Origin of the sequence: Mycobacterium pinniadriaticum (assembly GCF_026242045.1) — a bacterium.
In the GTDB taxonomy this organism is placed as follows: Bacteria; Actinomycetota; Actinomycetes; order Mycobacteriales; family Mycobacteriaceae; genus Mycobacterium; species Mycobacterium pinniadriaticum.
In genome coordinates this window covers 61833-70157 of record NZ_JAPJDO010000030.1, presented here as the reverse complement: position 1 = coordinate 70157, position 8325 = coordinate 61833, and the positions used below count along the sequence as shown (strand labels likewise).

The following is an 8325-nucleotide window of genomic DNA, read 5'->3' as shown; positions in this document are numbered from 1 at the left end:
CTCTTCGACGATCCGGACAGCACCCTCACGGAACTCCCGGTCGTACTTCTTCCGTTTCTCTGGCATCTCGATCCCTATTGTTGATGCCTCCACGGTCTCGGGGGAAGTTCAGGTGTCAATCTTGCACCGTCGGCCGGGTTCGCCACAAAGCCCGCCGTTCGCCGAGCATCCGACCCTGCAACCACCACAACATCTCGACCACACCGGCGGCCAGCACGCCCATCGCCACACCCGCCGAGGTGGCCTCGATGTTGGAGGGATCGATCATGAACGTCTTCCGGGCCACCGGCAGGGCGAAGATCACGACGTACGCCAGACCGGAGACGGCCACCAATGCCACCCGCCACCACTCATAGGGACGGGCCACCACCGCCAGCACCCAGATCGCCCCCATCAACAGGGTGATCAATGCCGCGGTGGAAGCCTGGGTCTGGTCGACGGTGGTGGAGCTCGGGCCGTGATTGGCGATCAGGTACGACACATACGTCGTCACGCCGATCACCACGCCGGACGGCAGCGCGGAGGTCATCACCCGCCGAACGAATCCGGTGTGGGCGCGTTCGTTGTTCGGCGCCAGGGACAGGATGAACGCCGGGATGCCGATGGTGAACCATGCCGCGATGGTCACGTGGATCGGCTGGAACGGATACAACAGCGGCGGGGTTCCGAACAGCTTGTGGGACAAACCCGCAAGTCCGACCAGCAGGGCCAGCAGCACCGAGTAGACGGTCTTGGTGAGGAACAGGTTCGACACCCGCTCGATGTTGCCGATGACTCGTCTGCCCTCGCCGACCACATACGGCAGCGTGGCGAACTTGTTGTCCAGCAACACGATCTGAGCCACCGCACGCGACGCCGGACTGCCCGACCCCATCGCCACCCCGATGTCGGCATCCTTGAGCGCCAGCACGTCGTTCACGCCGTCCCCGGTCATCGCGACGGTGTGGTCACGCGACTGCAGGGCGTGCACCATGGCCCGCTTCTGGTCGGGACGCACCCGGCCGAAAGTCGTGTGGGTCGCCATGGTGTCGGCCAGCGCGTCCGGCTCGGACGGCAGCTGACGGGCATCCATGGCCTCGCCGCGCAGGCCCAGCGTCGCCGCGACCGCGCCGACCGACACCGCATTGTCGCCGGAGATGACTTTAACCGAAACATTTTGGGCGGCAAAGTATTCCAATGTCTCCCGGGCGTCGGGGCGGACCCGCTGCTCGAGGACCACCAAAGCGACGGGGGTGACACAGCCGGGCGCGCCGGGACTGTCGACGGGTATGTCGCTGGCGCCGAGCAGCAGCACCCGCATACCCCGGGCGCCGATTTCCTCGGCCTGGGCGGCCGTGGCCGATTCGGGGTCGAGCAGTACGTCGGGGGCGCCGATCAGCCAGTTACCGTGCCCGCCGTAGGAGACCCCGCTCCATTTGGTGGCGGACTTGAACGGCGCGCTGCCCGTTGCGGTCCAGCCCGGCGAATCCGGATACGCCTCGGCGACGGCCTGCATGCTGGCATTCGGTTTGGGGTCGTCGGCGGCCAGCGACGACAGCACATCGGCAATCCGGTGGGAGACCTCGTCGTGGCCGACCGGGGTGACATCAGCCAGCCGCATACCGTTTTCGGTGAGGGTGCCGGTCTTGTCAGCGCACACCACGTCGACCCGAGCCAGACCCTCGATAGCGGGCAACTCCTGGACCAGACATTGCCTGCGCCCCAATCGGATCACGCCGACGGCGAAGGCGATCGACGTCATCAGCACCAGGCCCTCGGGAACCATCGGTACCAGCGCCCCGACCATCCGCAGCACCGATTCCCGCCAGCCGACTCCTGTGGTGAACAGCTGGGTGTAAATGATCAGCAGACCGGTGGGCCACAGCAGGTAGGTGATGAACTGCAGAATCTTGTTGATGCCGCTGCGCAGTTCGGATTTCACCAGGGTGAACTTGCTGGCTTCCTCGGCGAGCTTGGCGGCGTAGGCTTCTCGGCCCACCCTGGTGGCGCGGTAGGCGCCGGTTCCGGCGACCACGAAACTTCCCGACATCACCGGGTCACCGACGCGCTTGGCGATCGCGTCCGCTTCGCCGGTCAACAGCGATTCGTCGATCTCCAGGTTGCCGGCCTCGATCAGCTCCCCGTCGACGACGACCTGATCGCCGGGGCCGAGTTCGATGACGTCGTCGAGTACCACCTCGTTGGGCGGCAACGGTTTTGTCCCCGATTGCCGCCGCACGGTGGGTTTGGCCTGCCCGACGATGGCCAGGTTGTCGAGCGTCTTCTTGGCGCGCAGTTCCTGGATGATGCCGATACCGCTGTTGGCGATGATGAGCAGGCCGAACATGCCGTTGATCAGCGACCCGGTCGACAGCACGATCAGGAGCAATACCCCGAGGATCGCGTTGATTCGGGTGAGCACGTTGGCCCGCACGATCTCGGCGACACTGCGCGATGCCCGGGTCGGAACGTCGTTGGCCTTGCCCCCGGCGATGCGAGCGGCCACCTCGTCGGCGGAAAGACCGGTGTCAACAACGACATTCATCGTGACTCATTCTCTTCGCGCAAGCGGCTCATCGCAAAAACGTTCCCATCTTGTCCTCGTCGTAGTACTCGAGCGTCAACCGGTCGCCGTCGAACGTCGCCATGGAGATACTGCCGGGTGGGAAGTTCTCCGACGGGAAGCGGAAGGTGAATACGTCGCCGTCCCAGTGGGTGAGGTCGACGGTGTCCGGGCGCGGGCCGATCGACAGCGTGAGCCTGCCGCCGGACTCGGCGACGACCGCCGGACCCCAGTAGTCGTTGCGGTAGGTGCCGGCATAGCCGGCCAGCGGCTTGGCCGGAGCCGGGTTGGCCGGTGGGGTCTTGCCCGCCAGCACTCCGAACGGTTTGTCCATGTCGGCGAAGGCGTGGGCGTAGAGGGCGCGCCAGTCCTCGCGCACCTCGCCGAACTGGACCAGGTCGGTGAATTCCGCGGTCAGCGTCTCGGGGATGCCGCCAGGGGTGGCGTTGGTCAGCGCGACGATCGCGACGTCGGCCGAGGGGATGATGACGAAGTTGGTGGCCGCACCCAGATCGAAGGCTCCCGAGTGGCTCAGCTGCACCCGGGCCGCCGAGGTGGTCCCGACGTTGAATCCGTAGCCGTAGAACCCGGAACGCATCGCCGGCTCGCTGGGCGGGTTCGACACGATCTGCGGCGACACCGCGGGCAGCAGTGCAGCCGGGTCGACGATCCGTTGTCCGTTGTACGTTCCGTCGGCCAGCACCATGTCCAGCCAGTGGGTCAGGTCGTTGACCGACGAGCTGATCCCGCCCGCGGGTGCTTCAGGGTCGGCGTCACGGGTGTAGAGCGGTTTGTACGTCCCGTCGACGTGGATATGGCCGATCGCCCGGTCCGGCCGGGCCTCATAGTCGGCGAACCGGGAGCTGGTGGACGCCATGCCCAGCGGGCGGTACAGCACCTGATCGCTGAGGTCCTCCCAGGACTTGCCGGCCGCGACGGCCACCGCCTCGGCCGCCGCGGTCAGCCCGAAGTTGGTGTAGGCGTAGGAGATCCGGAACGGGGCCAGGGGAAGCTGGCGGAGTCGTTCCAGAATGTAACGCCGGTCGTAGCCGAGGTCCTCGAGCTGGTCGCCGGCGTGGTCGGGCAGCCCGGAGCGATGTGCGTACAGGTCGCCGACGGTGACCATCTTGGTGACCGCCGGATCCGAGAGGGCGAACCACGGCAGCTTCTCGGTGACCGGGGTGTTCCAGCCGATCGCGTTCTGGCCGACCTGATGGGCGACGACGGTCGCGCCGATCGGTTTGGACAGCGACGCCAGCTGGAAAACCGTGTCGGGGTCCACCCGGTTGCCGGGATCATCGGCCGGTCGTCTGACATCCTTGACACCGAACCCCTTGGCGTACACGGTCTTTCCGCCGTGGACCACGGCCACTGCCATACCCGGGATGCCCGAGGACTTCATCAGGTCCGCGGCGATCCCGTCCAGTTTGGCGACCGCGTTGTCGACGGCGTTGTCCGGCAGCGCGAGCGCGGATGCCAGCGCGGGCGACTGGTCGACGGGCGGTGCGGTCGTCTCGGGTTTGGATGCCGTGTCGCTACACGCGGTGAGCGCGGCGACCAGGGCGACGATCGCGGCACGTGCTGCCAGAGCGGTCATGGGTTGCACCGTAGTTCCTCACAGCTCCCACCACCGGTCTATTCCCCCGGCCGTGGCGGTGACGACCCGGCCGCCGGGGCGAGGTGTCGCGGTCCGTACACCGGCGTCGTCAGCGGCCGCCAGCAACCGTTCGACCGGCTCGGCCCAGGGATGGGGCGCCAGCCGGAAGGTGCACCAATGGATCGGGACGAGCAGGCCGGCCTCGCTGACATCGCGATGGGCGCGCACCGCCTCCTCGGGGTTCATGTGGATGTCCGGCCAGGCGGTGTTGTACGCCCCGATGGGCATCAAGGTGAGGTCGAAGGGGCCGTAGTCGATGCCGATCTGCTCGAAGCTGCTGGTGTAGCCGGTGTCGCCGCCGAAGTAGGCGCGGTGCTGCGGTCCGATGATCGCCCACGAGGACCACAGGGTGGTGTTTCGGGACAGGAATCGGCCCGAGAAGTGCCTGGCGGGCGTGCAGACCAGGGCAAGGTCGCCGATCCGGGTCTGCTCGTTCCAGTCGAGCTCGATGATGCGTTCCGGGGGGATGCGCCATTGCCGTAGGTGCGCGCCGACTCCCAGCGGGACCACGAACGGTGCTCGCTGGGTCTGGGCCAGCGCGAGCACGGTGTCCATGTCGAGATGGTCGTAGTGGTCGTGGCTGATCACCACCGCATCGAGGGCGGGCAGTGCCTCCAGGGGCGCGGGCACCGGATGCAGTCGCTGGGGACCGACACTGCGCGACGGCGAGCAGCGGTCACTCCACACCGGGTCGGTCAACACCCGGTAGCCGTCGATCTCCAGCAGTGCCGTCGAATGGCCCAGCCAACTCACCGCCAACGGCTCGGTACTGATCGGCGCCGCCGAGTGGGTCAGCGGAATGGTCCCGGGCGGACGGCTGACCGAGCGGCTGGCGAGCATGTCGAACAGGATCAGGCGGTTCTCCTCGGCGTCCAGCCGCAGCGGCGAGGCGGGCTCGAGGTTGTGGAACACCCCGGCGCGGTAGTTGGGCGAACCGTCGGCGACCGGCCTGATCTCGCCCGGCCCCGCACCCAGCGATGCCGGCGCGTCGTGCAGGGCGCGCAGGATCCACCCGCCGGTGGCCAGGGAGGCCGTCCCGGCGACCAGCCGCAGCGCCGCCCTTCCGGAGGGCAGGAGCGAAGCGACCCGGGAAAAACTTCCGGAGGGCAGGAGCGAAGCGACCCGGGAAAAATTTCCGGAGGGCAGGAGCGAAGCGACCCGGGGAAGGCCGGGCATGTGGCTCAGGCCCCCGTGAACTTGGCGGCGCGCTTCTCGATGCGCGCCACCTGGGCTTCGATGACGTCCTGGCTACCCCACGCCTTGTCGAAAAGCTCCTTGTGGGCGGGCCACTGCTCCTCGAAGGCGCCGTCGTCGTTGAGCACCCGCTTGGAGGCCTGCAGTGACAGCGGAGCCAGCCCGGCGATCTCGGCGGCCCACGCCTGGGCGTCGGTCAGATCTCCGAGCCGGTTGGCCATTCCGGTCATCAACGCCGTCTCGGCGTCGAGCTTTTCAGCGCCCAGCAGCATGCCGCGCGCCCGGCCGTAACCGGCCAGCGACGACAGCCGCCGAACACTCCAGTTATCCAGTGCCAGGCCGTATTTGGCGATCGGAAATTGGAAGTAGGCGCCCGGACTCACCACCCGCAGGTCGCAGACCATCGCCAGCTGCACGCCCGCGCCGATCGCCGGGCCGTTGATCGCCGCGATCACCGGCATCGGTGCGGCGTCGATCGCCCTGTTCAAGGCGATCGCCTTGTCGGGGAAGTCGGCGGCGAACACGTCCCCGGACAGATCGGCCCCGGCGCAGAACACCGTGCCCTGCCCGGTCAGCACGATCACCCGGACGTCTTCGGCGGCCGCCTTCTCCACCGTTTCGCGCAGTGCGTCGACGAGTTCGGAATTGAGTGCGTTGCGGCGTTCGGGCCGCTGCAGCTCGATTGTGGTCACATCCCCCACGCGGTTGATACCGATCATGATTTTCAGGGTACTGGCCGGTTAACCTCGTCTCGTGAGCCGCATCGGGGCTGCCGAGCTGCGCGACGCCGCGCTGGACCCGGGGTCGTTCCGAAGCTGGGATGACGCACCTTTGCTCGTCGAGGCCGACGAGGCGTACCGCCGTGAGCTCGCGGCGGCCCGGGCCGCCACCGGTTTCGACGAGGCGGTGCTGACCGGTGAGGGCACCGTGTTCGGCCGCCGGGTCGCGGTCGTGGCCTGTGAATTCGACTTCCTCGCCGGGTCGATCGGGGTGGCCGCGGCCGAACGCATCACCGCTGCCGTCGAACGCGCGACCGCGGAGAAGCTGCCGTTGCTGGCGTCGCCGAGCTCGGGCGGCACCCGCATGCAGGAGGGCACGGTCGCGTTTCTGCAAATGGTGAAGATCGCCGCGGCGGTCACCGAGCACAAGCGGGCGCACCTGCCTTACCTGGTGTATCTGCGGCACCCGACGACCGGCGGGGTGTTCGCGTCATGGGGTTCGCTGGGCCACATCACCGCCGCGCAACCCGGCGCGCTGATCGGTTTCCTCGGGCCGCGGGTGTACGAGCAGCTCTACGGTGAGCCGTTCCCGCCCGGCGTGCAGACCGCGGAGAACCTGCTGCGGCACGGCGTTATTGACGCGGTGGTCGGTGTCGAGGCGCTGCGCGCGACGCTGGATCGCGCGCTGACGGTGATCACCGATGCGCCGACGCCGCCACCGCCGGCCCCGGCGCCCGACGGGCCGCTACCCGACGTCCCGGCCTGGGAATCGGTCATGGCCTCCCGGCGCCCGGACCGGCCCGGCGTGAGTTGGTTGCTGCGCGAAGGCGCCACTGATCGGGTGCTGCTGTCGGGCACGCACGGTGAGGCGGCCACCACGGTGCTGGCCCTGGCCCGGTTCGGCGGCCAGCCCGCCGTCGTCGCCGGTCAACAACGGGTGGTGGGCGGGCTGGATCCATTCCCTGGTCGCTCCGCTCCTGCCCTCCGGATCGGCCCGGCAGCGCTGCGCGAAGCCCGCCGCGGCATGGCGCTGGCGGCCGGTCTGCAGCTGCCGCTGGTGCTGGTGATCGACACCGCCGGACCGGCGCTGTCGGCCGAGGCCGAGCAGGACGGCCTGGCCGGCGAGATCGCTCGCTGCCTGTCCGATCTGGTCACGCTGGACACCCCGACGGTGTCGGTCCTGCTCGGCCAGGGCAGCGGCGGGCCCGCGCTGGCGATGGTGCCGGCCGACCGGGTGCTGGCCGCCCAGCATGGCTGGCTGGCCCCGTTGCCGCCGGAGGGCGCCAGCGCCATCGTCTTCCGCGACACCGCACACGCCGCCGTGCTGGCCGCCGCCCAGGGTGTCCGCTCGGCCGATCTGCTGCGCACCGGGATCGTCGACGCGATCGTGCCCGAACATCCCGATGCGGCCGACGAGCCTGTCCGGTTCGCCCGGCGGATGTCCGACGCGATCGCGCGCGAACTCCACGACCTGCGCGGCCTACCCGCGCCGGATCGCTTCGCGGCACGGTTGCGGCGGTACCGGCGCATCGGATTGCCCCGCTGACGAGTGTTCAGCTGCGGGCGCGCTCAAGCAGCGTGCAGACCTCTTCGTCGGAGGTCTGCCGGAAATCGTCGTACGCCTGCCCCACCGCGCTGAAATACGTTGGCGTACTGGCACACACCACGTCGTCGGCATAATGCCGCAGATCGGCGACGGTGTCGGGGCCGCCGATCGGGGCGGCCAGCACCACCGTGGCCGCACCCTGAGCACGGGCCACCAGGCAGGCGGCGCGGGCGGTGGACCCGGTGGCGAATCCGTCGTCGACGATGACCACGACCCGACCCGCCAGCGGAAGCGGAGCCCGCCCACCGCGGTAGCGCTCGACCCGGCGCTGGAGTTCGACCCGCTGGGCGGCCTCCACCTCGGCGATCTCGGCGTCGCTGACCGGCACATGACGCAGCACCGAGTCGTTGAGCACCCGCACGCCGCCCTCCCCGATCGCACCGAACGCCAGCTCGGGCTGGATCGGCACCCCGAGCTTGCGTACGACGATCACATCCAGCGGGGCCTGCAACGCCTTGGCGACCTCGAAGGCGACCGGCACCCCGCCGCGCGGCAGTCCGAGGACGAGCACGTCCCGATCGCGGTAGTCCTCGAGCCGGCCGGCTAGTCGGCGGCCCGCGTCGGCCCGGTCGACGTAGCGGTGCATAGTTCGCAGTGTGCCGCCGAA

5 protein-coding genes and 1 pseudogene are annotated in these 8325 nt (G+C 68.9%); 1 reads left to right on the top strand and 5 read right to left on the bottom strand.

Going from position 1 to position 8325, the window contains the following annotated elements; translation table 11 throughout:
* Window positions 1-115: 115 nt before the first annotated feature.
* Genes ORI27_RS25170 through ORI27_RS25155 form a run of 4 tightly spaced genes read right to left on the bottom strand, consistent with a single transcriptional unit; the run spans window position 116 to window position 6112 of the window.
* Entirely contained in the window at window positions 116-2524 is a 2409-nt protein-coding gene (locus tag ORI27_RS25170; RefSeq protein WP_265999737.1) for an HAD-IC family P-type ATPase, read from the bottom strand.
* Between the two features lie 28 nt (window positions 2525-2552).
* Entirely contained in the window at window positions 2553-4139 is a 1587-nt protein-coding gene (locus ORI27_RS25165) for a serine hydrolase (RefSeq protein WP_265999738.1), read from the bottom strand.
* An 18-nt stretch (window positions 4140-4157) separates the two neighbouring features.
* Complete coding sequence (locus tag ORI27_RS25160) at window positions 4158-5375, bottom strand: MBL fold metallo-hydrolase (RefSeq protein WP_265999739.1); 1218 nt, start codon at window positions 5373-5375, stop codon at window positions 4158-4160.
* Window positions 5376-5380: 5 nt separating this feature from the next.
* Entirely contained in the window at window positions 5381-6112 is a 732-nt protein-coding gene (locus ORI27_RS25155) for an enoyl-CoA hydratase (protein WP_265999740.1), read from the bottom strand.
* A gap of 34 nt (window positions 6113-6146) precedes the next feature.
* Between ORI27_RS25155 and ORI27_RS25150 the strand changes: the two genes are divergently transcribed.
* Entirely contained in the window at window positions 6147-7658 is a 1512-nt protein-coding gene (locus ORI27_RS25150) for a carboxyl transferase domain-containing protein (protein WP_265999741.1), read from the top strand.
* Between the two features lie 10 nt (window positions 7659-7668).
* Here the strand turns inward: ORI27_RS25150 and ORI27_RS25145 are convergent.
* Window positions 7669-8304 (bottom strand): annotated as a pseudogene (locus ORI27_RS25145) (phosphoribosyltransferase); the annotation flags it as partial.
* Between the last annotated feature and the right edge of the window lie 21 nt (window positions 8305-8325).